The 25,116-nt window shown below is 73.0% G+C and carries 26 protein-coding genes and 1 pseudogene; 25 read left to right on the top strand and 2 right to left on the bottom strand.

Annotated elements, in window-relative coordinates; genetic code table 11:
• Positions 1-20: 20 nt before the first annotated feature.
• Both ffh and HOY81_RS09365 read left to right on the top strand, forming a co-directional pair.
• On the top strand, positions 21-1,583 hold the full coding sequence (gene ffh / locus HOY81_RS09370) for a signal recognition particle protein (RefSeq protein WP_237319792.1): 1,563 nt from the start codon (positions 21-23) through the stop codon (positions 1,581-1,583).
• A gap of 26 nt (positions 1,584-1,609) precedes the next feature.
• Entirely contained in the window at positions 1,610-2,134 is a 525-nt protein-coding gene (locus HOY81_RS09365) for a GNAT family N-acetyltransferase (RefSeq protein ID WP_237319791.1), read from the top strand.
• Between the two features lie 89 nt (positions 2,135-2,223).
• Here HOY81_RS09365 and HOY81_RS09360 read toward each other — a convergent pair whose 3' ends face one another.
• Complete coding sequence (locus HOY81_RS09360) at positions 2,224-3,075, bottom strand: class I SAM-dependent methyltransferase (RefSeq protein WP_237319790.1); 852 nt, start codon at positions 3,073-3,075, stop codon at positions 2,224-2,226.
• Between the two features lie 616 nt (positions 3,076-3,691).
• On the opposite strand from HOY81_RS09360, the gene HOY81_RS09355 reads away from it, so the two are divergent.
• The 16 genes and pseudogenes from HOY81_RS09355 (at position 3,692) to HOY81_RS09280 (ending at position 16,296) form a co-directional block, all read left to right on the top strand.
• On the top strand, positions 3,692-4,387 hold the full coding sequence (locus HOY81_RS09355; protein WP_237319789.1) for a hypothetical protein: 696 nt from the start codon (positions 3,692-3,694) through the stop codon (positions 4,385-4,387).
• A 177-nt stretch (positions 4,388-4,564) separates the two neighbouring features.
• Positions 4,565-5,017: a 30S ribosomal protein S16 gene (gene rpsP, locus HOY81_RS09350; RefSeq protein WP_237319788.1), complete on the top strand. Its 453-nt coding sequence runs from the start codon at positions 4,565-4,567 to the stop codon at positions 5,015-5,017.
• Between the two features lie 2 nt (positions 5,018-5,019).
• Positions 5,020-5,259 (top strand): RNA-binding protein, encoded by a 240-nt coding sequence (locus HOY81_RS09345; RefSeq protein WP_237319787.1) that lies wholly within the window; start codon positions 5,020-5,022, stop codon positions 5,257-5,259.
• A 159-nt stretch (positions 5,260-5,418) separates the two neighbouring features.
• The gene (gene rimM / locus HOY81_RS09340) at positions 5,419-6,009 is read left to right on the top strand and encodes a ribosome maturation factor RimM (RefSeq protein ID WP_237319786.1); all 591 of its coding nucleotides are present in this window, start codon (positions 5,419-5,421) and stop codon (positions 6,007-6,009) included.
• The gene (gene trmD, locus HOY81_RS09335) at positions 6,006-6,914 is read left to right on the top strand and encodes a tRNA (guanosine(37)-N1)-methyltransferase TrmD (RefSeq protein WP_237319785.1); all 909 of its coding nucleotides are present in this window, start codon (positions 6,006-6,008) and stop codon (positions 6,912-6,914) included. Before rimM ends, trmD begins: the two co-directional genes overlap by 4 nt.
• A 130-nt stretch (positions 6,915-7,044) precedes the next feature.
• On the top strand, positions 7,045-7,395 hold the full coding sequence (rplS, locus tag HOY81_RS09330; RefSeq protein WP_237319784.1) for a 50S ribosomal protein L19: 351 nt from the start codon (positions 7,045-7,047) through the stop codon (positions 7,393-7,395).
• A gap of 44 nt (positions 7,396-7,439) precedes the next feature.
• A complete protein-coding gene (lepB, locus tag HOY81_RS09325; RefSeq protein WP_237319783.1) occupies positions 7,440-8,168 on the top strand; it encodes a signal peptidase I in 729 nt (242 codons plus the stop codon).
• Positions 8,169-8,358: 190 nt separating this feature from the next.
• Positions 8,359-9,309 (top strand): annotated as a pseudogene (gene lepB, locus HOY81_RS09320) (signal peptidase I); the annotation flags it as partial.
• On the top strand, positions 9,224-10,159 hold the full coding sequence (gene lepB, locus HOY81_RS09315) for a signal peptidase I (RefSeq protein WP_237319830.1): 936 nt from the start codon (positions 9,224-9,226) through the stop codon (positions 10,157-10,159). The pseudogene lepB (HOY81_RS09320) and the gene lepB (HOY81_RS09315), both read left to right, overlap by 86 nt.
• A 77-nt stretch (positions 10,160-10,236) precedes the next feature.
• Positions 10,237-10,983: a signal peptidase I gene (gene lepB, locus HOY81_RS09310; protein WP_237319782.1), complete on the top strand. Its 747-nt coding sequence runs from the start codon at positions 10,237-10,239 to the stop codon at positions 10,981-10,983.
• A 39-nt stretch (positions 10,984-11,022) separates the two neighbouring features.
• The gene (locus HOY81_RS09305; protein ID WP_184776282.1) at positions 11,023-11,346 is read left to right on the top strand and encodes a DUF2469 domain-containing protein; all 324 of its coding nucleotides are present in this window, start codon (positions 11,023-11,025) and stop codon (positions 11,344-11,346) included.
• Between the two features lie 126 nt (positions 11,347-11,472).
• Positions 11,473-11,847: a YraN family protein gene (locus HOY81_RS09300; RefSeq protein WP_237319781.1), complete on the top strand. Its 375-nt coding sequence runs from the start codon at positions 11,473-11,475 to the stop codon at positions 11,845-11,847.
• Positions 11,847-13,457 carry a YifB family Mg chelatase-like AAA ATPase gene (locus HOY81_RS09295; protein WP_237319780.1) on the top strand — a complete coding sequence of 537 codons (1,611 nt, stop codon included), beginning with the start codon at positions 11,847-11,849 and terminating at the stop codon, positions 13,455-13,457. Before HOY81_RS09300 ends, HOY81_RS09295 begins: the two co-directional genes overlap by 1 nt.
• Positions 13,454-14,602, top strand: a complete 1,149-nt coding sequence (gene dprA / locus HOY81_RS09290; RefSeq protein ID WP_237319779.1) for a DNA-processing protein DprA — start codon at positions 13,454-13,456, stop codon at positions 14,600-14,602. The genes HOY81_RS09295 and dprA overlap by 4 nt, the downstream gene beginning before the upstream one ends.
• A 237-nt stretch (positions 14,603-14,839) precedes the next feature.
• A complete protein-coding gene (whiG, locus tag HOY81_RS09285; RefSeq protein ID WP_237319778.1) occupies positions 14,840-15,685 on the top strand; it encodes an RNA polymerase sigma factor WhiG in 846 nt (281 codons plus the stop codon).
• A gap of 53 nt (positions 15,686-15,738) precedes the next feature.
• On the top strand, positions 15,739-16,296 hold the full coding sequence (locus HOY81_RS09280) for a TetR/AcrR family transcriptional regulator (RefSeq protein WP_237319829.1): 558 nt from the start codon (positions 15,739-15,741) through the stop codon (positions 16,294-16,296).
• Here the strand turns inward: HOY81_RS09280 and HOY81_RS09275 are convergent.
• A complete protein-coding gene (locus HOY81_RS09275; RefSeq protein WP_306423459.1) occupies positions 16,250-17,128 on the bottom strand; it encodes a murein hydrolase activator EnvC in 879 nt (292 codons plus the stop codon). The genes HOY81_RS09280 and HOY81_RS09275 overlap by 47 nt on opposite strands.
• A gap of 397 nt (positions 17,129-17,525) precedes the next feature.
• On the opposite strand from HOY81_RS09275, the gene rpsB reads away from it, so the two are divergent.
• From rpsB to HOY81_RS09240, 7 genes are all read left to right on the top strand, one after another.
• Positions 17,526-18,443, top strand: coding sequence for a 30S ribosomal protein S2 (rpsB, locus tag HOY81_RS09270; protein ID WP_237319777.1), 918 nt, complete (start codon positions 17,526-17,528; stop codon positions 18,441-18,443).
• Between the two features lie 118 nt (positions 18,444-18,561).
• Positions 18,562-19,398, top strand: a complete 837-nt coding sequence (gene tsf / locus HOY81_RS09265) for a translation elongation factor Ts (protein WP_237319776.1) — start codon at positions 18,562-18,564, stop codon at positions 19,396-19,398.
• Between the two features lie 125 nt (positions 19,399-19,523).
• Positions 19,524-20,297 (top strand): UMP kinase, encoded by a 774-nt coding sequence (gene pyrH / locus HOY81_RS09260; RefSeq protein WP_237319775.1) that lies wholly within the window; start codon positions 19,524-19,526, stop codon positions 20,295-20,297.
• Between the two features lie 175 nt (positions 20,298-20,472).
• The gene (gene frr / locus HOY81_RS09255; protein ID WP_237319774.1) at positions 20,473-21,030 is read left to right on the top strand and encodes a ribosome recycling factor; all 558 of its coding nucleotides are present in this window, start codon (positions 20,473-20,475) and stop codon (positions 21,028-21,030) included.
• 11 nt (positions 21,031-21,041) lie between these two features.
• A complete protein-coding gene (locus tag HOY81_RS09250) occupies positions 21,042-22,349 on the top strand; it encodes a phosphatidate cytidylyltransferase (protein WP_237319773.1) in 1,308 nt (435 codons plus the stop codon).
• A gap of 261 nt (positions 22,350-22,610) precedes the next feature.
• Positions 22,611-23,717 (top strand): 23S rRNA (adenine(2503)-C(2))-methyltransferase RlmN, encoded by a 1,107-nt coding sequence (gene rlmN, locus HOY81_RS09245; RefSeq protein WP_237319772.1) that lies wholly within the window; start codon positions 22,611-22,613, stop codon positions 23,715-23,717.
• 232 nt (positions 23,718-23,949) lie between these two features.
• Complete coding sequence (locus HOY81_RS09240; protein WP_237319771.1) at positions 23,950-25,029, top strand: thiamine ABC transporter substrate binding subunit; 1,080 nt, start codon at positions 23,950-23,952, stop codon at positions 25,027-25,029.
• The last annotated feature ends 87 nt before the right edge of the window (positions 25,030-25,116 follow it).

Raw genomic sequence — 25,116 nt, 5'->3', positions numbered from 1 at the left:
GCGAAGGATCCGCGACCGCCGTGTTCGACACTCTCTCCGATCGCCTCGCAGCGACCTTCAAGAACCTCCGGGGCAAAGGGCGCCTCAGCGAGGCGGACATCGACGCCACGGCGCGCGAGATCCGTATCGCGCTGCTGGAGGCGGACGTCGCGCTGCCCGTCGTCCGTGCCTTCATCAAGCAGGTCAAGGAGCGGGCGCTGGGCGCGGAGGTCTCCCAGGCGCTGAACCCCGCCCAGCAGGTCATCAAGATCGTCAACGAGGAGCTGGTCGGCATCCTCGGCGGCGAGACCCGCCGGCTGCGGTTCGCCAAGAACCCGCCCACCGTGATCATGCTCGCCGGTCTCCAGGGCTCGGGCAAGACGACCCTCGCGGGCAAGCTCGGCCGCTGGCTGAAGCAGCAGGGTCACACCCCGATGCTGGTCGCCTGTGACCTCCAGCGCCCCAACGCCGTGAACCAGCTCGCCGTGGTCGCCGAGCGGGCGGGGGTCGCGGTCTTCGCCCCCGAACCGGGCAACGGCGTGGGCGACCCGGTCCGGGTCGCCGAGGACTCGCTGTCCCACGCGCGGGACAAGCACCACGACGTGGTGATCGTGGACACCGCGGGCCGCCTCGGCATCGACGAGGAGCTGATGCGGCAGGCCGCGGACATCCGCGACGCGGTCCGCCCGGACGAGGTGCTCTTCGTCGTCGACGCGATGATCGGCCAGGACGCCGTCACCACGGCCGAGGCCTTCCGGGACGGCGTCGGCTTCGACGGCGTGGTGCTCTCCAAGCTGGACGGCGACGCCCGCGGCGGTGCGGCGCTGTCGGTGGCGCAGGTCACCGGCAAGCAGATCATGTTCGCCTCCAACGGCGAGAAGCTGGACGACTTCGACGCGTTCCACCCGGACCGGATGGCGTCCCGCATCCTCGGCATGGGCGACATGCTCACGCTGATCGAGAAGGCGGAGCAGACCTTCAGCCAGCAAGAGGCCGAGAAGATGGCGGCCAAGCTGGCGAAGGGGCCCAAGGAGTTCACGCTCGACGACTTCCTGGCGCAGATGGAGCAGGTCCGCAAGATGGGCTCCCTCTCCAAGCTGCTCGGCATGATGCCCGGCATGGGCCAGATGAAGGACCAGATCAACAACCTGGACGAGCGCGACGTCGACCGCACGGCCGCGATCATCAAGTCCATGACCCCGGCCGAGCGTGCCGAACCCACCCTCATCAACGGCTCCCGTCGGGCCCGCATCGCGCGGGGCTCCGGCGTGGACGTCAGCGCGGTCAAGAACCTCGTGGAGCGCTTCTTCGAGGCCCGCAAGATGATGTCCAAGATGGCCCAGGGCGGCGGCATGCCGGGGATGCCCGGGATGCCGGGCATGGGTGGCGGCCCCGGCGGCGGCAAGAAGAAGGCCAAGCAGCAGAAGAAGGCCAAGGGCAAGCGCCGCTCGGGCAACCCGATGAAGCGCAAGCAGGAGGAGCAGGCCGCGGCCGAGCGCCGCGCGGCGCAGGGCGGCGGTGCCTTCGGGCTCCCGGGCGCCGGGCAGGACGCCGAGGACTTCGAGCTGCCGCAGGAGTTCAAGGACATGCTGCCACCCAGGTGACTCCGGGCCCGGGGGATGATGTGCGCATGCGCGTATACATCCGTCCCCCGCGGTCCGAGGACGAGCGGGTCTACAGCGAGGCCGTGCTGCGGTCGGCCGACCATCTGCGGCCATGGAACCCGGTGGAGCCGGACGGTCTCCCCGACCTGCTGCGGCGCCAGGGGCCGCAGCTCCGCTCCTTCATGATCTTCAACCGGGAGGACGACGGGCTGGTCGGACGGGTGAACGTCGCCAACATCGTCCGCGCCCGGTTCCGCAACGCCGCCCTCGGCTACGACAGCTACGTGCCGTACGCGGGCACCGGCCGGATGACCGAGGGGCTGCGGCTGATCGTCGACCGGTGCTTCGCCGACGGCCCGGACGGACTGGGCCTGCACCGTCTGGAGATCAACGTGCAGCCCGAGAACGAGCGCTCGCTGGCGATGGCCAAGCGGCTCGGCTTCCGCCACGAGGGTTTCTCCCCGCGGATGCTCTTCCTGGACGGTGCCTGGCGCGACCACGAGCGGTTCGCCCTGACGGCCGAGGAGTGGCCGGGCGTGGACCCCGGCTGAGCGCCCGCGGAGGCCGGGCGCGCGGGACCGGCCGTACGGGTGACGCGGGCCGCCGGGGAGGGCGCACGGCGCGGACGGTGCGCGGCCGGTCAGGCGCGCGCGACGACGTACCGGAAGAGGTTCGGCATCCACACCGTGCCGTCCCGGCGGACATGGGGGTGCAGCGCCTCGGTGAGCTCCTTGACGACCTGGCCCTCGTCCGTCGCCCGTACGGCGTCGTCGTACAGCCCGGTGGAGAGCAGCCCGCGGACGGCGCTCTCCAGCCCGGCGTAACCGAAGGGGCAGGAGACCCGGCCGGACCCGTCCAGCCGGAGACCGGCGCGGCGCGCCAGCTCCTCCAGGTCGTCCCGGCCGCCCGGGCGCCAGCTCCCCGGCAGGTGACCGGGGGCGTCGCGGGGGCTCGTGCCCGCGGCGGGACCGCGGGCCGGGCGCGGCCCGCCCGCCGGTTCCGCCAGGCGGGTGGCGACGCCCAGCACGGAGGCCGCACCGCACCGCTCCGGCGGGCCCCAGCCCGCCAGCACCACCGGGGTGCCGCGCTCCAGCGCGCCGGCCGTCCGGGCGAGCACCTCGGGCGCGGGCAGTGCGTCGAAGGCCGTCACCACGTCGGGTGCCGGCCCGGAGAGCGGGACGGTGTCCTCCGGCCGGCCGCCGACCAGGCGTGCGTCGAACCGGCGCGGCCCGGTGCCCGGTTCCGGCAGCAGCCGCTCCCGGGCGAGCGCCAGCCGGGTCTCGTCGGCCTCCACCCCGGTCACGGACGCGCCACGGGCCGCCGCGAGCAGCAGCGCCAGTCCGGAGCCGCAGCCCAGGTCCAGCAGGCGGGTGGCGGGACCCACCTCCAGCCGGTCGAACACGGCCTCGTAGAGCGGGACCAGCATCCGTTCCTGGATCTCCGCCCAGTCGCGGGCGCGCTGCGGGTGGTGGTGGACGAGCGTGGGTGTCATGGGCGCCCCTATCCGCTGCTGTGACCGCTGCCGGCTTCCGTTGCCGTCTTCCGCCGCCTTCTCCGGCCGCCGGTGCGTCCGGGGCGTGCCGTACACCGCCTGCCCGGCCCCCGCGCGTACCCGGGCGCCCTGGCGGGAGCGGCGGTGAGCCGGGGCGCCGGATCGCGGCGGAGGCTCACGTGCTCACTTCCCGGGCAGGGTCTCCGCCGGTATCCGGCCCTCGCCGGCCGGGGAGGGCCGGGACCCGGTCGACGGGGTGAAACCGGGTGATGACGGTCCGGCGCGCGGAACCATCGTAATCCGGCCATATGGGTACGGCATCCGGGAGCACGCGGCGCGGGGGACGGCCGGTTCGCGCCGGGGCGTTGCCGTACGGCGGCCCGCCGGGCGTACGATCCCGCCGGGCACGCTCGCCGGGGTGTCTCCGAGGCCCGGCCGGGGGACGACGCCGGTCCGGCGGGTGTGCGACGGCACCTCCCGGGAGGCGGCGCCCGGACGACTCCTCCGCAAAGCTCCGCACCGGTCCGGGATCCTCCGTGGATCTCCGCAGATCAGGGCGCCCGTCCGGCTCCAGGCCCCGCGCAGTGGACTGACTGGTACGTGCAAATTATTTGAGATGGCCCGGAATCGGAACACCAGGGCACCCTCGCTCGTTGTTCACGACGTGAGCACGACACCAGTCCTTGCCGCCGAGCTGGCAGCCGCCTGGGCCGACATTCAACGGCACCACCCGGAGCTGCCCGACCTCGCCGCGCCCGAATCGCTGATCGGGGAGTCGTCGTCCGCCTGTGGCGCCGAGCTCTCCTTCGAACGCCTGCTCCATGAGGCCGTCCACGGGATCGCCGCCGCGCGCGGGGTCCGGGACACCTCGCGAGCCGGCCGCTACCACAACCGCCGCTTCCTCGCGATCGCCGAGGAGCTGGGGCTGGACCACTCCGAGGAGCCGCATCCGAGCAGCGGCTTCTCGCTGGTGACCCTGACCCCCGAGACGCGGCGGCGCTATCGTCCCACCATCGAGCGGCTGCACCGGGCGGTGAAGGCGCACGACGCGGCCACCACCACCGACACCGGCCGCAGCTTCCGCGGGCCCGCCGCCCGGCACGGCTCCTCCGGCGGTGGCGTACGGGTCAAGGCGGTCTGCGAGTGCGGGCGGAACGTCCGCGTGGTGCCGTCCGTCCTCGCCCAGGCGCCGATCATGTGCGGGGCGTGCGGCAAACCGTTCCGCATCCCGGACGCCGGGGACGCCACGGAGGCCGGCGACCCGGGCGCCGCCGAGGCCCCGGGGGCGCAGCGGATCGCCGTGGCGGGCTGAGCGGGGACCCGGTTCGGCGGCCCGGCAGGGGTGTGGCATCATGGACGGCTGTACTCGACAGCCGTCCAGGATCCCTCTCTCCTCCGGCTGACGCGTCCATCGGGCTCCCGGACCGCCACCACCCCACGTGGCGGTCCCGCGTGCCCCACCACGTCAAGACCAGGAGACACCACACCCGTGGCAGTCAAGATCAAGCTGAAGCGACTGGGCAAGATCCGTTCGCCGCACTACCGCATCATCGTCGCCGACTCGCGTACCCGCCGGGACGGCCGGGCCATCGAGGAGATCGGCCTCTACCACCCGGTGCAGAACCCGTCGCGCATCGAGGTCGACTCCGAGCGTGTCCAGTACTGGCTCGGTGTCGGCGCCCAGCCGACCGAGCCCGTCGAGGCCATCCTCAAGGTCACCGGCGACTGGCAGAAGTTCAAGGGCCTGCCCGCTCCCGAGCCGATGAAGGTCGCGGAGCCGAAGGCCGACAAGAAGGCGCTCTTCGAGGCGGCGGCCAAGGAGTCGGCGGACGAGCCGAAGGGTGAGGCCATCACCCCGAAGGCGAAGAAGGGTGAGAAGAAGGCGGACGAGGCCGCGAAGGCCGGCACCGCCGAGTCCGCCTCCGAGTCGACCGAGGCCTGAGGATGCTCGAGGAGGCCCTCGAGCACCTCGTGAAGGGCATCGTCGACCACCCCGACGAAGTGCAGGTCGCCTCGCGCAACCTGCGGCGCGGGCGCGTGCTCGAGGTCCGGGTGCACCCGGACGACCTCGGCAAGGTGATCGGCCGCAACGGCCGCACCGCGCGCGCCCTGCGCACCGTCGTGGGAGCGCTCGGCGGTCGCGGCGTCCGGGTCGACCTCGTCGATGTGGACCAGGTGCGCTGAGCGGCAGCATGCAGCACCGGCAGCGGCCGGGGACGGCTTCGGCCGCCCCGGCCGCTGCCCGTCGCGGGGCCCGCACCCCCCCGGTGCGGCGGTGCGCCGGCCTGGGGCCCGGCGGCGCCCGGACGGCGCGGGAAGCAGACCGAAGGGGAACGGAACACAGTGCAGCTCGTAGTCGCCCGGATCGGCCGCGCTCACGGCATCAAGGGCGAGGTCACGGTCGAAGTACGCACAGACGAGCCCGAGTCCCGGCTCGCGCCCGGCGCCGTGCTCGCCACCGACCCCGCGGCCGCGGGCCCGCTCACCATCGAGTCCGGCCGGGTGCACAGCGGACGGCTGCTGCTGCGCTTCGCCGGCGTCGCCGACCGTACGGCGGCCGAGGCGCTGCGCAACACCCTGCTGATCGCCGAGGTGGACCCGGAGGAACGGCCGGAGGATCCGGAGGAGTTCTACGACCACCAGCTCGTCGATCTCGAGGTGGTCACCCGGGGCGGCCGGGCGCTCGGACGTGTGGCGGAGGTGGCCCACACGCCGGGGCAGGACCTGCTGATCGTCCGCCGGCCGGAGGGCGGGGAGACGCTCGTCCCGTTCGTCGCCGAGATCGTGCCGGAGATCGATCTCGAGGGTCAGCGGGCGGTGGTGGACCCGCCGCCGGGCCTGATCGAGGAGCCCGGAGAGGCCGGCGGCGCGGGAGGCCGGGAGGCCGCGGAGCACCGGGAGGGCGACTCCGGCGAGGGGCGGGACGGGCCGTGAGGATCGACGTCGTCACGATCTTCCCGGAGTACCTGGAGCCGCTGGACGTCTCCCTGGTCGGCAAGGCGCGGGCCCGCGGGCGGCTCGACGTGCGGGTGCACGATCTGCGTGGCTGGACCCACGACCGGCACCACACCGTGGACGACACGCCCTACGGCGGCGGCCCCGGCATGGTGATGAAGCCCGAGCCCTGGGGCGAGGCGCTCGACGCGGTCCTCGGCTCCGGGGAGGAGGAGCCGGTCCTCGTCGTGCCCACGCCCAGCGGCCGCCCCTTCACCCAGGAGCTCGCCGTCGAGCTGGCCGAGCGGCCCTGGCTGGTCTTCACCCCCGCCCGTTACGAGGGGATCGACCGCCGGGTGATCGAGGAGTACGGCTCCCGGCTGGACGTCCGCGAGGTCTCGATCGGCGACTATGTGCTCGCGGGCGGCGAGGCACCGGTGCTCGTGATGGTCGAGGCGATCGCCCGGCTGCTGCCCGGGGTGCTGGGGAACGCCGAGTCGCACCGGGACGACTCCTTCGCCCCCGGCGCCATGGCGGACCTCCTGGAGGGACCCGTCTACACCAAGCCGCCCGAGTGGCGCGGCCGCGGCATCCCGGAGGTGCTGCTCAGCGGGCACCACGCGCGGATCGCCCGCTGGCGCCGTGACCAGGCGCTGGCCCGTACCTGTGCGCTCCGCCCGGACCTGATGCGGCGCTGCGACCCCGCGGTGCTGGACAGCCACGATCTGGCCGTGCTGGCCGGGCTGGGCTGGCACCCGGCGTCCGGCGGCGGCTGGACGGAGCCGGCGGAGAGCGCGCCGGAGACCGGGCGGCGTGCCGACGGCGCGGGCGAGCCGGGAGGCGGGGAGCCCGAGCCGGCGGGCGGGGGCCGATTTGGGCCGCCGGGACACGCCGTGGAAGAATAGGCCGCTGCCTCACGCCCGGCGTGTGACCCTGCCACAGGGGGACGAACGCACGACCGGCGCGGCGGCCCCCGTATCAGCAACAGACGATTCCGCCGATGACCTGTGGCATCGGCGAGGAAAGCAGACGGTCATGTCCCATCTTCTCGACAGCGTCGACGCCGCCTCACTGCGCAGCGACGTCCCCGCGTTCCGCCCGGGCGACACGGTCAACGTCCACGTGCGCGTCATCGAGGGCAACCGCTCGCGTGTGCAGCAGTTCAAGGGCGTGGTCATCCGCCGTCAGGGCGCCGGTGTCCGGGAGACCTTCACGGTCCGCAAGGTCAGCTTCAGCGTGGGCGTCGAGCGCACCTTCCCGGTGCACACGCCGATCGTGGAGAAGATCGAGGTCGTGACCCGCGGTGACGTCCGTCGCGCCAAGCTGTACTACCTGCGCAACCTGCGCGGCAAGGCGGCGAAGATCAAGGAGAAGCGCGAGAGCTGATCTCCTGCCGGGGTCTCGGCCAGGCCGGATAGGCTCGCGTCACGATGGACGCCGACGCACCGAGCCACGACAGCACCCACGACACGGAGCGTGACCGCTCCGCCGCCCCGGTAGAGGGACGGCGCCGCCGGTCGCGCTCCGTTCGTGTGCTCGCCGGCGCCGCCGTGGTGACCACCCTGGTCCTGCTGGTGAGCACCTTCGTGGTGCAGCCGTTTCTCATTCCGAGCTCCTCCATGGCGCCGACGCTGCGCATCGGCGATCGTGTACTGGTCAACAAATTGGCCTACCGGTTCGGCAACCATCCGGAGCGCGGAGACGTTGTGGTCTTTGACGGCACGGGCTCGTTCGTACGGGAGGAGGAGACCGGCGGGGATCCGCTGACGAGCCTGTTGCGTGCGGCCGGGGCGGCGACCGGGCTCGTCGACCCGCCGGGTACGGACTATGTGAAGCGCGTCATCGGGGTGGGCGGCGACCGCGTCCGGTGCTGTGACGAGCGGGGGAGACTCGAGGTGAACGGCGTGCCCGTGACGGAGGAGTACCTGTACGAGGGGGACGCACCGTCCGCGGTGCCGTTCGACATCCGGGTGCCGGAGGGGCGTCTCTGGGTGATGGGGGACCACCGCTCCGACTCCAGCGACTCCCGTGACCACCTGGGCTCACCCGGCGGCGGCACCGTTCCGGTGGACCGCGTGGTCGGCCGGGTGGACTGGATCGGCTGGCCCGCCGACCGCTGGACGGCACTCGCCGGCGCCGGGACGGGCGGCCGTGGGTAACCGCGGTCACCGGCGGGCGGGGAGCCACCGGCGCGCGGACCGGGGACGCTCGGCGCCGACGGCGTCCGCCGGATCTTCGGGACTCCCCGGATCTTCGGGACTCCCCGGATCTCCCGGTTCCGCCGGGACGACCGGGACCACCGGGACCACCGGTCCAGGGACGGGCACCACGCTCCGCGGGCCCGGCGAGGGCCGCGCCGACCGGCGCCGCGCCGCCAAGCGGATCAGGCGTCGCCGACGACTGTCGGTGACCAAGGAGATACCGATCCTGATAGGCGTGGCGGTTCTCATCGCGCTCTTCCTGAAGACCTTCCTGGTACAGGCCTTCGTGATCCCCTCCGGCTCCATGGAGCAGACCATCCGCATCGGGGACCGGGTGCTGGTGGACAAGCTCACCCCGTGGTTCGGCAGTGAGCCGGAGCGTGGTGACGTGGTGGTCTTCGAGGACCCCGGTGGCTGGCTGGAGGACGAGCAGCAGCAGCAGAGCGAGGACCCGGTCGGGATCCGGCAGGCCAAGGACTTTCTCACCTTCATCGGATTGCTGCCCTCGGAGGACGAGCAGGATCTGATCAAGCGGGTCGTCGCGGTGGGCGGCGACACGGTGAAGTGCTGCGACGAGGGAGGCCGGGTGACGGTCAACGGCACCCCGCTGGAGGAGCCCTACCTCCATCCGGGGGACGCGCCGTCCGCCGTGGAGTTCGAGGTGGCGGTACCCGACGGACGGGTGTTCGTGATGGGTGATCACCGGTCGAACTCCGCCGACTCCCGCTACCACCTCCGGGACGCCGGGAACGGTACGGTGCCCGAGGACCTGATCGTCGGCCGGGCCGTCGTCATCGCCTGGCCGTTCGACCACTGGCGCCGTCTGGAGGAGCCCGCGACCTACGCCTCGGTGCCGGACGCGGGGGGTGCCACGACCACCGCGGCGCCCGTCGCGGAGAATCGATCGAGTCATCTCCCGAGCCCTGCGGAACCTCCGCTCGTTATGGGAGTGGTGGGTCTGTCCCGGCTGCGGGGCGGACGACGCGGCAGTGTGAGGAGTGGATGTGGGGGACGTGGCGGTCGGCACGGGGTCCGGTTCCGGGAACGGTCCGGAAGATGTCGGGCGGCAGGACGCCGCCGTGGGAACCGGGACGAGTGAGGGGGAGCCGACCGCGGAAAGAGGCGAAAGCGGCGACGTGAGTGCGGAGAGTGACGAGGGTGACGAGGGTGGCGAGCGCCGGCGCGGCTCGGGCGGCTCACGCTCCTTCTGGAAGGAACTGCCGCTGCTGATCGGCATCGCGCTGGTCCTGGCCCTGCTGATCAAGACCTTCCTGCTCCAGGCCTTCTCCATTCCGTCGAACTCCATGCAGGACACGCTTCAGGTGGGCGACCGGGTGCTGGTGGACAAGCTCACCCCGTGGTTCGGCGGCGAGCCGGAGCGCGGTGAGGTCGTGGTCTTCCACGACCCGGGCGGCTGGCTGCCCGACACCCAGGTCGACCGGAACATCGTGCAGCAGGGCCTGAGCGCCATCGGGCTGATGCCGTCCGCGGACGAGAAGGACCTGATCAAGCGGGTCATCGGAGTCGGTGGCGACACCGTGGAGTGCCGCCGCGGGGGCCCGGTCAAGGTGAACGGCGAGGCGCTGGACGAGCCGTACCTCAAGCCGGGCAGCACCCCCTGTGACGACAACCCCTTCGGACCGCTGACGGTGCCGGAGGATCACATGTGGGTCATGGGCGACAACCGCCAGCACTCCCTCGACTCGCGGTACCACGAGAAGACCGACGGCGGGATGGTGCCGGTCGAGCAGGCCGTGGGCCGCGCTGTGGTCATCGCCTGGCCCCCCGGCCGCTGGGGCACCCTGCCCGTGCCGGACACCTTCGGGCAGGAGGGCCTGGCCGCCGCAGCCAGCGGTGCCGGCCCGGCCGCGCTGGGACTGGCCGGAGCGGTGCCGCTGGTGCTGTGGCGGCGCCGGCGGCTGGCCGCCCGGGAGTCGATCACCGGCTGACTCCCCGATGCCCGCCCGGTAGTCTGCGCCCAGACCTCCGGGAGGAGCCCGAGGCGAGCGACCGGCGGGAGCAGCGCATGGGTGACACGGCAGGCGAGGGCAGTCGTACCGGCCGGAGCCGCGGTGACACGCTCTCCGGCCTCGCCGTGGCTCTCGGCTGCGTGCTCTTCCTGGGCGGGTTCCTCTGGGGCGTGATCGTCTACCAGCCCTACACCGTGCCGACGGACTCCATGAGCCCCGCGGTCCGGTCGGGGGACCGGGTGCTCGGCGAACGGATATCCGGCGACGAGGTGCGCCGCGGCGACGTGGTCGTCTTCCGGGACACGGTCTGGGGTGACGTGCCCATGATCAAGCGGGTGGTCGGCGTCGGTGGGGACGAGGTCTCCTGCTGCGACCCCCAGGGCCGGCTCTCGGTCAACGGCGCACCGGTGGCCGAGCCGTATCGCGCGGGCGGCGGACCGGCCTCGCTGACCGAGTTCCGGGAGACCGTGCCGGAGGGGAAGCTCTTCCTCCTCGGCGACAACCGGCAGACCTCCCAGGACTCCCGGGTGCACCTGCAGGGCGACCACTGGGCGGTGCCGCGCTCCGCCGTCGACGCGCGGGTGGACGCCACCGTGTGGCCCACGGCGCGGCTCGGGACGCTGGACCGCCCGGACGGCTTCGCCGGGCTCCCCGGCGGCGTCTCGGAGCCCGGCCCGCTACGGCCGCTGCTGACCGCGACCGTGGCCGGAGCGGTGCTGATCCTGGGCGGCGCGGCGCACGGGCCGCTCGCCCGCCGGCGGGCCCGGGGGACCGCCGCCTCGCACGGTGAACGCCGTACCTGACGCACAATGGGGGGACGCACGGCTGAAGGGGAACATGCCATGAGCGCCGAGGACCTCGAGAAGTACGAGACCGAGATGGAGCTGAAGCTCTATCGCGAGTACCGCGACGTCGTCGGTCTGTTCAAGTACGTGATCGAGACGGACCGGCGCTTCTACCTCACCAACGACTACGAGATGCAGGTGCACTCGGTGCAGGGTGAGGTGTTCTTCGAGGTCTCCATGGCCGACGCCTGGGTCTGGGACATGTACCGGCCGGCCCGCTTCGTCAAGCAGGTCCGCGTGCTCACCTTCAAGGACGTGAACATCGAGGAGCTCAACAAGAGCGATCTGGACCTGCCGGAGGACTCCGGTTTCAAGGGCTGAGCCCACCCGCACATCCCTCGGGCGGGTGACGGAGTTGTCCACAACCCGCGAGTTGTCCACGAAATCCGTTCCGGTCCCCTGAGGACGCCCTTTCTCCGTCACAGTCGGTGACGGAGGTGGTTGCCCATGAACGCCCGAGGAGCACTCGGCCGCTACGGAGAGGACCTGGCGACGCGCAGGCTGCGCGGTGCCGGCATGACCGTTCTCGAGCGCAACTGGCGCTGTGCCGAAGGCGAGATCGACATCATCGCCCGCGAGCGGGACGCGCTGGTCGTCTGCGAGGTGAAGACGCGCCGGGCCGGTCCGTTCGGTCACCCCGTCGCCGCGGTGACACCGGCGAAGGCGGCCCGGCTGCGGCGGCTCGCGGCACGCTGGCTGACCGAGCGCTGGATCGCCCGGTACGGCCGCCCGCCCACCGGCGGGGTCCGGCTCGACGTCGTCGGGGTGCTGCTGCCGCCGCGTGGCGCGCCCCTGGTGCAGCACGTGCGGGGGGTGGCCTGATGGGGTTCGCGCGGACCTGCTCGGTCGCGCTGGTCGGCGTGGAGGGCGTGGTCGTCGAGGTGCAGGCCGATCTGGAGCCCGGGGTGGCGACCTTCACCCTCGTGGGGCTGCCCGACAAGAGCCTGGTGGAGAGCCGGGACCGGGTCCGGGCCGCCGTGGTGAACTCCGGAGCCGAATGGCCGCAGAAGAAGCTCACCGTGGGCCTCAGCCCGGCCTCCGTGCCCAAGGGCGGCAGCGGCTTCGACCTCAGCGTGGCCTGTGCCGTGCTCGGTGCGGCCGAGCGCATCGACCCCCGGGCCATGGCCGACCTCATGATGATCGGTGAGCTCGGTCTGGACGGCCGGGTCCGCCCGGTGCGCGGCGTGCTCCCGGCGGTGCTCGCCGCGGCCGACGCCGGGTACCGGCAGGTCGTGGTGCCCGAGCAGACGGTGCCGGAGGCCTCGCTGGTCCCGGAGGTCTCGGTGCTCGGCGTGCGCAGCCTGGGCCAGCTCATCGCCGTGCTCACCGACGAGCCGTTGCCGGAGGTGGACGAGCCGCCGGAGGACGGCCGGCCCGACCCGCTGCTCGCCGGGCTCGCCCTGCCGGGCGCCGGCCACGGCACCGGCCCGGCCCGGGAGGAGCGGCCGCCGGACCTGGCCGACGTGGCCGGGCAGCATGCGGCCCGCGGCGCCCTGGAGGTCGCCGCAGCCGGCCGGCACCATCTCTTCTTCAAGGGGCCGCCGGGCGCGGGCAAGACGATGCTGGCGGAACGCCTCCCGGGGCTGCTGCCGCCGCTGAGCCCGCAGGAGGCCGTGGAGGTCACCGCCGTGCACTCGGTGGCCGGTGCGCTGCCGCCCGGGCAGCCGCTCGTGGAGCGCCCGCCGTACTGTGCACCGCACCACTCGGCCACCATGGCCTCCCTGGTGGGCGGCGGCAGCGGGCTCCCACGGCCGGGCGCCGTCTCCCTGGCCCACCACGGGGTGCTCTTTCTGGACGAGGCGGCCGAAGCCGGCGCACGGGTGCTGGACGCGATGCGGCAGCCACTGGAGTCGGGTCATGTGGTGGTCGCGCGGGCCGGCGGCATGGTCCGCATGCCCGCCCGGTTCCTGCTGGTCCTGGCGGCCAACCCGTGCCCCTGCGGGCGGCACGGCATACGGGGCGGGTGGTGCGAGTGCCGGCCGGCCTCCATCCGCCGGTATCGGGCGCGGCTCTCCGGGCCGCTGCTCGACCGGGTCGATCTCCGGGTGACCGTGGAGCCGCTGACCCGCTCCGAGCTGACCGCTCTCGGCGATGCCGGGGAGTCCAGCGCCACGGTGGCGGAGCGGGTCCGGGCGGCCCGGGAGCGGGCCGCGGCCCGCTTCGCCGACACCCCGTGGACCACCAACAGCGAGGTTCCCGGTCATGTGCTGCGCACCCGCTGGCCGCCGGCGGCCGGGGCCCTCGGCCGTGCGGAGGAGGACCTGGAGCACGGGCTGCTGACCGCCCGCGGCCTGGACCGGGTGCTGCGGGTCGCCTGGACGGTGGCGGACCTCGCCGGACACGCCCGGCCGACGGCCGCGGACGTCGGCCGGGCGCTGGAACTCCGCACCGGGGTGCGGCGGGGGGCGCCGGTGCCGGGCGGCGTCCGGTGACGGCCGGGGACGCGGAGCGGCTGGCCCGGGCGGCGCTCACCCGAGTCGTCGAGCCCGGGGACGAGGCGGTGGGCCGCTGGCTCGCGGAGGAGGCGCCGCCTGCCGTGCTGGGGGCCCTGGTGCGGGGCGGGCCGCGCCCGCCGTGGATCGGTGCCACGCGCTGGGAGGGGTTGCGGCTGCGAGCGGGGCAGGCGCGCCCGGAGGCCGATCTCGCCGCGGTCACGGACGCTGGTGGGCGGTTCCTGTGCCCCGGCGATCCGGAGTGGCCCGGGCAGCTCGACGACCTCGGCGCCGCCCGCCCGGTCGGTCTCTGGGTGCGCGGGGCGCCCTCGCTGCGGTTCTGGGCGCTGCGTTCGGTGGCCCTCGTCGGTGCGCGGGCCTGCACGGACTACGGCGTCCATGTCGCCTCCTCGCTGGCGGCCGGGCTCGCCCGGCGCGGCTGGACGGTGGTCTCGGGCGCCGCGTACGGGGTGGACGGCGCGGCCCACCGGGGCGCCCTCGCGGTGGGCGGAGCCACCGCAGGGGTGCTGGCCTGCGGGGTGGATACCGGGTACCCGCCCGGGCACCGGGAGCTGATCCGGCGGATCGGCGAGCAGGGCCTGCTGGTCGCCGAGCTTCCGCCGGGAGACCACCCCTCGCGGAGTCGCTTCGTCCTGCGCAACCGCGTGATCGCGGCTCTCACCCGGGGCACCGTCGTGGTGGAGGCCGCGGTCCGCAGCGGCTCCCTGGTCACCGCGCGGCGTGCCCGCGACCTGGGCCGGGTCGTGATGGGGGTGCCCGGGGCCGTCACCTCGGGGCTCTCCGCCGGGGTCCACCGGCTGCTGCGGGCGGAGGGACACCTCGTCACGGCTGCCGAGGACGTGATCGAGCTGGTCGGCGGCGTGGGGGAGCTGGCGCCCGAGCCGGCCGGGCCGGTGCTGCCGCGGGACCTGCTGCCGCCCGAGGCCGCCCGGGTGCTGGAGGCCCTGCCGGCCCGGGAGGCGGTCACCCTGGCGGAGCTGGCGCGGGCCTCCGGGACGCCTGCCGACCGCACCCTCGTACGCCTGCACGAGCTGAGGTCGCTCGGATTCGTGAGCGGCGAGGAGGGGCAGCGCTGGCGGCTGACGCGGCCGGCACCGGCGCTCAGCGGGCACCCCATCGGGTGACGCTTCGGTCCTTGACCTGCGACTCCTGGGTGAAAGGGTGAGCGGTGTGCGCGGCACGCTCCGGACCGGGGTCCGCGCCCCGGGTGTGCGCTTCTCCGGTCGCGTACCCCCGGGGTGCGGTGAGCGGAACGTATCTGCGCATGAACGGAGGGGTGCTCACCGCATAACGCGACACCGCTGTCACGCTACGCTCACGACATCTGAAAGATTCTCCACCAGAACGGCTCAAGGCGACGAATGCCCCAGCACAACCCCGGGCCCGACCGCACGGCCGGCCACGCGGCCCCGGTCGCAGTAGAGGATGCGGCGCCCCGGCCCGCTCCCGGCTCCCTGGACGAGCTGTGGCGCCGGTACAAGGGGACGGGCGACGAACGGCTGCGGGAGCAGCTCATCCTGCACTACTCACCACTGGTGAAGTATGTCGCGGGCCGGGTCAGCGTCGGCCTGCCGCCCAACGTGGAGCAGGCCGACTTCGTCTCCTCCGGTGTCTTCGGACTGATCGACGCGATCGAGAAGTTCGACCCGGAGCGCGCCATCAAGTTCGAGACCTACGCCATCACCCGCATCCGGGGTGCGATGATCGACGAGCTGCGGGCGATGGACTGGATCCCGCGCTCGGTGCGGCAGAAGGCGCGCGCGGTGGAGCGGGCGTACGCCACCCTGGAGGCCTCCCTCCGGCGTAGCCCCTCCGAGGCCGAGGTGGCGACGGAGATGGGCATCTCCCTGGAGGAGCTGCACGGCGTCTTCAGTCAGCTCTCGCTGGCGAACGTCGTGGCCCTGGAGGAACTGCTGCACGTCGGCGGGGAGAGCGGCGACCGGCTCAGCCTGATGGACACCCTGGAGGACACGGCCGCCGACAACCCCGTCGAGGTCGCTGAGGACCGGGAACTGCGCCGGCTCCTGGCCCGCGCCATCAACACCCTCCCCGATCGCGAGAAGACCGTCGTGACCCTCTACTACTACGAGGGCCTGACCCTGGCCGAGATCGGCGAGGTGCTGGGCGTGACGGAGAGCCGGGTCAGCCAGATCCACACCAAGTCCGTGCTCCAGCTCCGGGCCAAGCTCGCGGAGATGGGTCGCTGAATCGGTCCTGCCGTCCGTAGGGTGGGCAGGTGCCCAGAATCAGAGCGGCCTCCGTGGCCGAGCACCGGACCATGCAGCGCGACGCCCTGCTGGACGCCGCGCGCTCCTTGCTCTCCGAGGGCGGCACGGAGGCGCTGACCTTCCCCGCGCTCGCTCGCCGGACGGGCCTCGCCCGTTCCTCTGTCTACGAGTACTTCCGCTCCCGGGCGGCGGTCGTGGAGGAGCTCTGCGCGGTCGACTTCCCCGTGTGGGCTGCGGAGGTCGAGGCGGCCATGGCGGAGGCGGACGGTGCCGAGCAGCGGATCGAGGCCTATGTCCGCAGCCAGCTCGCCCTGGTCGGGGACCGCCGGCACCGGGCCGTGGTGGCGATCTCCGCGGGGGAGCTGGACGCCGGCGCCCGGGAGAAGATCCGCGCCGCACACGGCGGGCTGATCTCCATGGTGGTGGACGCCCTCGCCGAGCTCGGGCACCAGGAGCCCCGGCTCACCGCGATGCTGCTGCAGGGCGTCGTCGACGCGGCGGTCCGCCGGATCGAGCTGGGCGCGGCCGAGGAGCCGGAGCGCATCACCCGGGCTGCCGTCGCCATGGCCCTGCGCGGGGTGTCCGGCTGAGCCGCAGGCGCCGTCCGGACGCCGTCCGCACCCCCCGTCCTCCCGGACCGGCAGGGCGGCTCCGCGCCGGGTGGCGCCGCAGCCTGCGGTGCGCCCAGAGCGAGGCGGCGGCCAGTGCCGCGGCCGCCACACCGCCAGGGTGTCTTTCCTGCAGTTCCCCGGCCCCCACGGGGGCCGATGCGGGCGGGACCGGCTCCTCCGCGTACGGCAGCAGCCGGGCGCCCCCGCCGCGCAGCATGTCCGGCGGCAGCAGCCCGAGCGGGTTCCGGTAGGCCTCGCCCCGGAGCAGGCCCCAGTGCAGGCAGGCCCGCTCGCAGTGGTACGGACCGGCCTGCACGGTGCCCACGACCTCGCCCGCCCGCACCCGGGCGCCCTCCCGCACCGCGGGACGCACCGGCTCGTACGTCGTCCGCAGCGACGGTGTGCCGGAGCCGGCGAGCGCGACGGTCACCACGCCCCGCCCCGCGACCCGGCCCGCGAACGAGACCCGGCCGGCCGCCACGGCCCGCACCGGCCGACCCGGCAGCGTGGCGAGGTCCACGCCGCGGTGTCCCGCCGCCCACGGGGTCGCGGGTGGATCCCAGAGCCGCAGTACCAGGGGACGCGGGGCGCCGCCCGCGCCGCTCACCGGCCAGCTACGCCCGGGGCCGCCGCCCGGGCCGACGCCGGGAGACGCCCGGTCGGCCGCGGCCGGTACGGCACCGAGCACCATCGCCGTCAGGGCCAGCAGCAGCAGTGCCGGGACCAGCGGCGGACGCCGGCCCGGCCGGCGGGGCCGGACGGACCGGTGGGGTGCGGTCGTGGTCGCCGTGGTCGCCGAGATGGAGCGCATACACCGAGCGTGACCGGGTGGGTGGCCACGCGGGGCGCGAGGGCCGGATCTGTGGACGCCTGCCCGAGTGTGGAGAACTCGGTCACCCTCCGGTGTGAGGCGGCCCCGCCAAGCCGCCGGGTGAGCCCGGGGGCCCGACCCGGTGACCGTCCGTGCCCAGGGCGGCCGTGGTCGCACCGCGCCACCGGGGTCCCGTACACTTCTGGTGGCGATCCGGGTCACCGGATCGACTTCGCACGCCCCGCCACCCTCACCCGGTGGCCGCGTTTCTCGGTCCTCGGATACCGACGGAATCGACTCCGCACCGGAACTCCCAGGCACAACGCGCCCGGGGCGTCAGGAAAGCGGCGCCCGCACGGTCGCCGCGTCACAACCGAGTATCTCAAGGAGAACGGCCATGGCCGTCGTCACGATGCGGGAGCTGCTGGAGAGCGGCGTCCACTTCGGGCACCAGACCCGCCGCTGGAACCCGAAGATGAAGCGCTTCATCTTCACCGAGCGCAACGGCATCTACATCATCGACCTGCTCCAGTCGCTGTCGTACATCGACCGCGCCTACGAGTTCGTCAAGGAGACCGTCGCGCACGGCGGCTCCATCATGTTCGTCGGCACCAAGAAGCAGGCCCAGGAGGCCATCGCCGAGCAGGCCACCCGCGTGGGCATGCCCTTCGTGAACCAGCGCTGGCTCGGCGGCATGCTGACCAACTTCTCGACCGTCTACAAGCGTCTGCAGCGCCTCAAGGAGCTCGAGCAGATCGACTTCGAGGATGTGGCCGCCTCCGGCCTCACCAAGAAGGAGCTCCTGGTCCTCTCCCGCGAGAAGGCCAAGCTGGAGAAGACCCTCGGCGGTATCCGCGAGATGCAGAAGGTGCCCAGCGCCGTCTGGATCGTGGACACCAAGAAGGAGCACATCGCCGTCGGCGAGGCGCGCAAGCTCAACATCCCGGTCGTCGCGATCCTGGACACCAACTGCGACCCGGACGAGGTCGACTACAAGATCCCGGGCAACGACGACGCGATCCGCTCCGTCACCCTGCTGACCCGGGTGATCGCCGACGCCGTCGCCGAGGGCCTCATCGCCCGCTCCTCCGGCACCGCCGAGGGCAAGGGCGAGAAGGCCGCGAGCGAGCCGCTGGCCGAGTGGGAGCGGGAGCTCCTGGAGGGCGAGAAGGCCGAGGGCGAGAAGGCCGAGGGCGAGAAGACCGAGGGCGAGGCGAAGGCCGCGGAGCAGCCCGCCGAGGAGCCCAAGGCCGAGGAGAAGCCGGCCGACGCCGCCGAGGTGAAGGCGGCCGAGGCCCCCGCCGAGCAGGGCTGACCGCCCGCCACAGGCGGGTTCCCGTGACACGGGAAGCACGGCGGGGGCCGCACGCCCCCGCCGTGCTTCCGTGCACCGATCCACCCTCATCGACATTTCGGGAAGAGACTCAAGGACCATGGCGAACTACACCGCCGCCGACGTCAAGAAGCTCCGGGAGCTGACCGGCGCCGGCATGATGGACTGCAAGAAGGCGCTCGACGAGGCCGAGGGCAACGTCGACAAGGCCGTGGAGATCCTCCGCGTCAAGGGGCAGAAGGGCGTCGCCAAGCGCGAGTCCCGCACCGCCGAGAACGGCGCCGTCGTGGCCCGTATCGCCGAGGGCGGCGACTCCGGCGTGCTGGTCGAGCTGAAGTGCGAGACGGACTTCGTGGCCAAGGGCGACAAGTTCCTGGCGGCCGCCGACGCCGTCGCCCAGCACGTCGCCGCCACCTCTCCGGCCGACACCGCCGCGCTGCTGGCCTCCGAGATCGAGTCCGGCAAGACCGTCCAGGCGTTCGTGGACGAGGCCAACGCCAACCTCGGCGAGAAGATCGTCCTGGACCGCTTCGCGCAGTTCTCCGGCGCCTACGTCGCCTCCTACCTGCACCGCACCAGCCCGGACCTGCCGCCGCAGGTCGGCGTACTGGTCGAGCTGGACAAGGCCGACGCCGACACGGCCAAGGACGTGGCGCAGCACATCGCCGCCTTCTCGCCGTCGTTCCTCTCCCGTGAGGACGTCCCGGCCGAGACGGTGGAGAACGAGCGCCGCATCGCCGAGGAGACCGCCCGCGAGGAGGGCAAGCCCGAGCAGGCCCTGCCCAAGATCATCGAGGGCCGGGTGAACGGCTTCTTCAAGGAGAACTGCCTCCTGGACCAGCCGTTCGCGAAGGACAACAAGAAGACCGTCCAGAAGGTCCTGGATGAGGCCGGGGTCACGCTGAAGCGCTTCGCCCGCTTCCGCGTGGGCGCCTGACCGGTCCGGCCCGCCTGGTCCGCGGATCGGGCCCGGACCCGCTAGGGTCGGGACCACGGCAGTTCTGACGAGGAGGCCATTGCCTGCAGGAGCCGAGAGGATCCACCGGCAATGGCCTCCTTCGTATGCACGAGGAGATCTCCATGAGCAATGACACCGACACCGACAAAGACCCCGGCCGGCGTCGCTTTCTGCTGAAGCTCTCCGGCGAGGCGTTCGCCGGCGGCGGGGGACTCGGGGTCGACCCCGACATCGTGCACAAGATGGCCCGGGAGATCGCCTCGGTCGTGCGGGAGGGTACGGAGATCGCCGTGGTGATCGGCGGAGGGAACTTCTTCCGCGGTTCCGAGCTCCAGCAGCGCGGCATGGACCGGGCCCGCTCGGACTACATGGGCATGCTCGGCACGGTCATGAACTGCCTGGCGCTCCAGGACTTCCTGGAGAAGGAGGGCATCGACTCCCGCGTCCAGACCGCCATCACCATGGGGCAGGTCGCGGAGCCGTACATCCCGCTGCGGGCCATCCGCCACCTGGAGAAGGGCCGCGTCGTGATCTTCGGTGCGGGCATGGGCATGCCCTACTTCTCGACCGACACCACCGCCGCGCAGCGGGCCCTGGAGATCGACGCCGAGGCGCTGCTGATGGGCAAGAACGGCGTGGACGGGGTGTACGACGCCGACCCCGCGACCAACCCCGACGCCGTGAAGTTCGACGCGCTGGAGTACGGCGAGGTCATCACCCGTGACCTCAAGGTCGCCGACGCCACGGCCGTCACCCTCTGCCGGGACAACAAGCTCCCGATCCTCGTCTTCGAGCTGCTGGGCGAAGGCAATATCGGTCGGGCGGTGAAGGGTGAGAAGATCGGCACCCTGGTGAGCTGCCAGGGCACCCGGGACTGACCTCCCGGGCCGGGCCGAATTCACCGGCAACACCGTGCCGTTGGAAGGGCACGGCACGGGGATGGACAAGGGCCCGCACGGTCGGACACCGTGCGGGAACCAGGACACCCCGGTGTCCCGGACATCCCCGGACGCAAGCAGTCGCAGGCTCATTCATCGAAACCAGGAGCACGTGGTGATCGAAGAGACCCTCCTCGAGGCCGAGGAGAAGATGGAGAAGGCGGTCGTCGTCGCCAAGGAGGACTTCGCCGCGATCCGCACCGGTCGTGCGCACCCGGCGATGTTCAACAAGATCGTGGCGGAGTACTACGGCACGCCGACGCCGATCAACCAGCTCGCGTCGTTCTCGGTGCCCGAGCCCCGGATGGCCGTGGTCACCCCGTTCGACAAGAGCGCCCTGCGCAACATCGAACAGGCGATCAGGGACTCCGACCTGGGCGTGAACCCGTCGAACGACGGTCACCTCATCCGGGTGGTCTTCCCCGAGCTCACCGAGGAACGCCGCCGGGAGTTCATCAAGGTCGCCAAGGCCAAGGGCGAGGACGCCAAGATCTCGATCCGCAGCATCCGGCGCAAGGCGAAGGAGGCCATCGACAAGGCGATCAAGGAAGGCGAGGTGGGTGAGGACGAGGGGCGCCGCGGCGAGAAGGAGCTCGACGACACCACCTCCAAGTTCGTCGCCCAGGTCGACGAGCTGCTCAAGCACAAGGAAGCAGAGCTGCTCGAGGTCTGAGGCTGCGATTCGTGAACGACTCGACGAGGGGGGCCCCGCCACCGGGCACCGGCTACTGGAGCCCCGCCGACCAAGGGCCCGTGCCCGCCGCGGGCGGGGGCGCCGTACCGCCCTCCGGCACGCCCCGGCACGGGACGGAGGACGGTTCTGCGCGCCGTGACCGGGAGGTCCCCGAGGCGGCGCAGACTCGCCCCATGCCCATCGTGCCCGACGACGCCGCCCCCGGAGGCGGTCAGGAGGGCCGCCCGGACGGTGATCCCGGCGGCCGGTCCCCGGACGGCCCCGAGCGCGGTCGGCCGGACCAGCACGACACCACGCCTCCGCACGGCGACCCGCTGCGCCGCCCGGCACCCCCCGGGCCGGACGCGGGCGCCGACGCGTACGGGGATTCCGGCGCACCGCGGGAATCCCGCGAGCCCCGGGAGACCCGCACCGGCGGCGCGGACCCGGCGACGGGCGAGAGCCGGGCGGGCGGCGGAGGACGAAAGAAGCGCAGGGAGGGCAAGCGCGCCGGGCGCGACCTGCGGGCGGCCATCGGCGTCGGCCTCGGACTGGGTGCCGTCATCATCGCCTCCCTCTTCGTCTACAAGCACCTCTTCGTCGGGGTGATCGCCCTCGCCGTCGTCGTCGGGCTCTGGGAGCTGACCTCCCGGCTCGCCGAGCGGAAAGGCATCCGGGCACCGCTCGTCCCGCTCGCCGCGGGGGGCGCCGCCATGGTGATCGCGGGCTATGTGGAGGGCGCGGAAGGCGCCTGGGTCGCCATGGCCTTCACGGCGCTCGCCGTGCTGGCCTGGCGGATGACCGAGTCGCCCGAGGAGTATCTGCGGGACGTGACCGCGGCCGTGTTCGCCGCCTTCTACGTCCCGTTCCTGGCCACCTTCGTCGCCCTGCTGCTGGCCGCCGACGACGGGCCGTGGCGGGTGCTGACCTTCCTGCTGCTCACCGTGGTCAGCGACACCGGGGCGTACGCCGTGGGCTGGCGCTTCGGCCGTCGCAAGCTCGCCCCCCGCATCAGCCCCGGCAAGACCCGCGAGGGCCTCGTCGGCGCGGTCACCTTCGCCATGGCGGCCGGCGCACTGTGCATGGAGTTCGCCATCGACGGCGGGTCCTGGTGGCAGGGGCTGCTGCTCGGCCTCGCGGTCGCGATCAGCGCCACCCTGGGCGACCTCGGCGAGTCCATGATCAAGCGGGACCTCGGCATCAAGGACATGGGCACCCTGCTGCCCGGCCACGGCGGCATCATGGACCGTCTGGACTCCCTGCTGCCCACCGCCCCCGTGGTCTGGCTCCTCCTCGTCGTCTTCGTCGGCACCGGCTGACGCCGCCCCTCCGGGCCACCGCCCGTACGCCCCCGGAGCCCGCCGCCCGCGCGGTCCGGGCCCCGCCGCGCGTCCGGCGAGGCAGTGGCGCGCGCCGGTTGCCTGCGGGCGGCGGCGCTGGAGGCAGGTGTGGCGCGCAGCCCCCGGAATCCCCGTCTGCTCCTGGTGCCGGGCGGCGGGCGAGAGGCCAAGCCCCGGGGGCGGCCCACGCGGTACCGGCCGGCCTGGGCTCCGGAGATGATCTGCGACACTGGTGGGGTTATGCCTGCACCTGGAGAACTCACGTTCGTAGCGCCGCGGGGGGCCGCCAAGCCGCCGCGGCATCTGGCCGATCTGTCGCCCGGCGAGCGCCGGGAGGCGGTCGCCGCCCTCGGCGAGAAGCCGTTCCGCGCCAAGCAGCTCGCGCAGCACTACTTCGCGCGGTACGCGCACGACCCCGCGCAGTGGACGGACATTCCGCAGGCGGCACGCGAGCGGCTGGCGGCCGAGCTGCTGCCGGAGCTGATGTCCGTGGTGCGGCACATCAGCTGTGACGACGACGCGACCCGCAAGACGCTGTGGCGGCTGCACGACGGCACGCTCGTCGAGTCGGTGCTGATGCGGTACCCGGACCGCGTGACCATGTGCATCAGTTCGCAGGCGGGCTGCGGGATGAACTGCCCGTTCTGCGCCACCGGCCAGGCCGGGCTGGACCGGAACCTCTCCACGGCCGAGATCGTGCACCAGATCGTGGAGGGCATGCGGGCGCTGCGGGACGGCGAGGTGCCCGGCGGCCCGGCGCGGCTGTCCAACATCGTCTTCATGGGCATGGGCGAGCCGCTGGCCAACTACAAGCGGGTGGTCGGCGCCATCCGGCGGCTCACCGACCCGGAACCGGACGGCCTGGGTCTCTCCCAGCGGGGCATCACGGTCTCCACGGTGGGTCTGGTCCCGGCGATGCTCCGGTTCGCCGACGAGGGCTTCAAGTGCCGGCTGGCCGTCTCGCTGCACGCGCCGGACGACGAGCTGCGCGACACCCTGGTGCCGGTGAACACCCGGTGGAAGGTGAGCGAGGTGCTGGACGCCGCCTGGGAGTACGCGGCGAAGTCCGGCCGCCGGGTCTCCGTGGAGTACGCCCTCATCCGGGACGTCAACGACCAGGCGTGGCGGGCGGACCTGCTCGGGCGGCTGCTGAAGAACAAGCGGGTCCATGTGAACCTCATCCCGCTCAACCCGACCCCGGGGTCGAAGTGGACCGCCTCCCGCCCGGAGGACGAGCGGGAGTTCGTGCGGGTGCTGGAATCCCACGGTGTGCCGGTGACGGTGCGGGACACCCGGGGGCAGGAGATCGACGGGGCCTGCGGGCAGCTCGCCGCGACCGAGCGCTGAGCCAGGCCGGGAGCGGCCGCAGGGCCCCGCACGGGCCCGTGCTGGTACTGTTCGAACAAGCCTTCACACCATCCGACAGGGGAGCGCGCGCAGCGCTGAGAGTGCGGCGGCCCCGGCGGAAGCCGGAGCCACCAGGCCGCAGACCCTCGAACCTCGCCCAGGTCATGCTGGGTAGGAAGTTCGGTCGCCTCTCTCGTGCTGCCCGCGTGCGCCCGCGCACGAAAGCAGCCGTATGAAGCACACCGTCACCACCGCCCTCGCCTTCGCCGTGAGCCTTCCGCTGCTGGCCGCCTGCGGCGGCTCGGAGGGCTCCTCCTCGGAGGAGGGCGCGGAGCCGACGACGGTCACACTGGTCACGCACAACTCGTTCGCCGCTTCGAAGGAGGTGCTGCGGGAGTTCCGGCAGCGGACCGGTTACCGGGTCGAGGTGCTGCGTGGCGGCGACGCCGGCTCGGCCGTGAACCAGGCGGTGCTCAACAAGGACAATCCGCAGGGCGACGTCTTCTTCGGCGTGGACAACACGCTGCTCTCCCGCGCCCTGGACAACGACCTGTTCACGCCGTACGAGGCGAAGGGCCTGGACAAGGTGCCCGACCGCTACGAGCTGGACGGGAAGCGGCACCGGGTCACCCCCGTCGACACCGGCGAGATCTGCGTCAACTACGACCGCGCCTGGTTCGCGGAGCGGAAGCTCGACCCGCCCCGCACCCTGGCGGACCTGGCGGAGCCGGAGTACGAGGACCTGCTCGTCACCGAGAACCCCGCCACCTCCTCCCCGGGTCTGGGCTTTCTGCTGGCGACCGTCGCCGAGTTCGGCGAGGACGGCTGGCAGGACTACTGGAAGAAGCTGAAGGCGAACGGCGTCGAGGTCGTCGACGGCTGGGAACAGGCGTACAACGACCGGTTCAGCGGCTCCGGCGGCGGCCGCGGCCGGGGCGACCGGCCGCTGGTGGTCTCCTACGCCTCCAGCCCGCCCGCCGAGGTGCTGGGCAAGAAGCCGGCGCCGGAGCAGGCGCCGACCGGCGTCTCGGAGGGCACCTGCTTCCGCCAGATCGAGTTCGCCGGCCTGCTGGACGGCGCCGCGAACGAGAGGGGCGGCAAGGCGCTGCTGGACTTCCTGGTGAGCAAGACCTTCCAGGAGGACCTGCCGCTCCAGATGTTCGTCCACCCGGTTCGCGAGGACGCGCAGCTCCCGGAGGTCTTCACCGAGTACGGCGTGGAGGTGGAGGACCCGGCGACGATGGCGCCGGAGCGGATCGACGCGCACCGGGAGCAGTGGGTGAAGACGTGGACCGCACAGGTGCTCCGGTAACCGGGGACCGCCCCGGGCGTACCGGGCCCGGGGCGGCGCCGCCCGTGACGGGGGCGCCCGCCGCTCCTGACCCCGCGGACCCGGCGC

This window comes from Streptomyces sp. JJ36, from assembly GCF_021696945.1.
Taxonomy (GTDB): Bacteria; Actinomycetota; Actinomycetes; order Streptomycetales; family Streptomycetaceae; genus Streptomyces.
This window is presented reverse-complemented; position numbering and strand designations above follow the sequence as displayed.